Annotated in this window: 1 protein-coding gene; it reads left to right on the top strand. The window is 73.8% G+C overall.

What is annotated here, in order from left to right:
* Positions 1–1125: SCO6880 family protein (locus AB0H52_RS32030; protein WP_357952043.1), on the top strand; the 1125-nt coding region annotated here is incomplete at both ends.

The raw sequence follows: 1125 nt of genomic DNA, 5'->3' as shown, positions 1-1125 counted from the left end.
GACGGTCTCCCCGCCGGCCGCGCTGATCACCGCCATCACCGGCCTGCTCGTCCTCGCTCCCCTGGCGATCCGGATCAACGGGCGCACCGGATTCCAGGTCATCACCGCCCGCGTCGCGTGGTGGCTCGCCCGATCCCGCCGCCACCACGTCTACATCTCCGGGGTCGCCTCCCGGGTCGCCGCCGCCCACCAGTTGCCCGGGGTGCTGGCCCGATCCGAGGTGTACGAGGTCGAGACCGGCCGCTCCGGGCTCGTGGCTGTGGTCGTGGTGCCGCAGAGTCGGCACTACACCGTGACGCTGCGCTGCGCCCCCGAGGGCATGGACCTGGTCGACCAGGCCGTCATCGACGCCCGCGTCGGGCACCTGGCCTCGTGGCTGGCCGCGCTGTCGCGGGAGCCGCAGCTCGTGCAGGCTCAGGTCACCATCGAGACGACGCCGGATCCGGGCACCCGCCTCGCCACCGAGGTCGCCGCGACCTCTCGGCCCGACGCTCCTGCGTTGGCCCTGCAGGTCCTCAACGAGGTGGTCGAGTCGTACCCGGCCGGATCCGCGACCGTCGACACCCGGGTGTCGCTGACCTACACCGCCCCACCGGGGCGATCGATGTCGCACGAGGACGTCTGCCGGGAGGTCGCCGCCCGCCTGCCGCACCTGCACGCCGGGCTGACCGGCGCCACCGGCGACGGCATCATCCCGATGTCCGCCCGTGGGCTGGCCTCCGTGGTGCGTGCCGCCTACGACCCGGCCGCCGCGCTGGACCTCGCCCGCGACACCCAGCACACCCCCGACTGGCCCCAGGCCGGGCCCGTGGCCACCCGGGAGAGCTGGGACTCCTACCGGCACGACTCCGGGATCTCACGCACCTGGTGCCTGGTCGAAGCACCACGCGGGGTGGTGTACTCCCGGCTGTTCAGCCGGCTGACCGACCCCGACCCGCAACTGCTGCGCAAACGCGTCACGATGATCTACCGGCCGTACTCCCCCGGCGAGGCGGCCCGGCTCGTCGAGTCCGACAAGCGCGACGCCCGATTCCTGGCCGCCAAGAAGCATCGCCCCAGCGCCCGCGACCTCACCGACCTGGCCGCCGCCGAGCAGGCCGCCGAAGAAGAGGCCACCGGCGCCGG

The organism is Micromonospora sp. NPDC050695 (genome assembly GCF_040654415.1).
Classification (GTDB): Bacteria; Actinomycetota; Actinomycetes; order Mycobacteriales; family Micromonosporaceae; genus Micromonospora.
The sequence above is the reverse complement of the archived record's forward strand: the minus strand, read 5'-3'. Positions and strand labels throughout refer to the sequence as shown.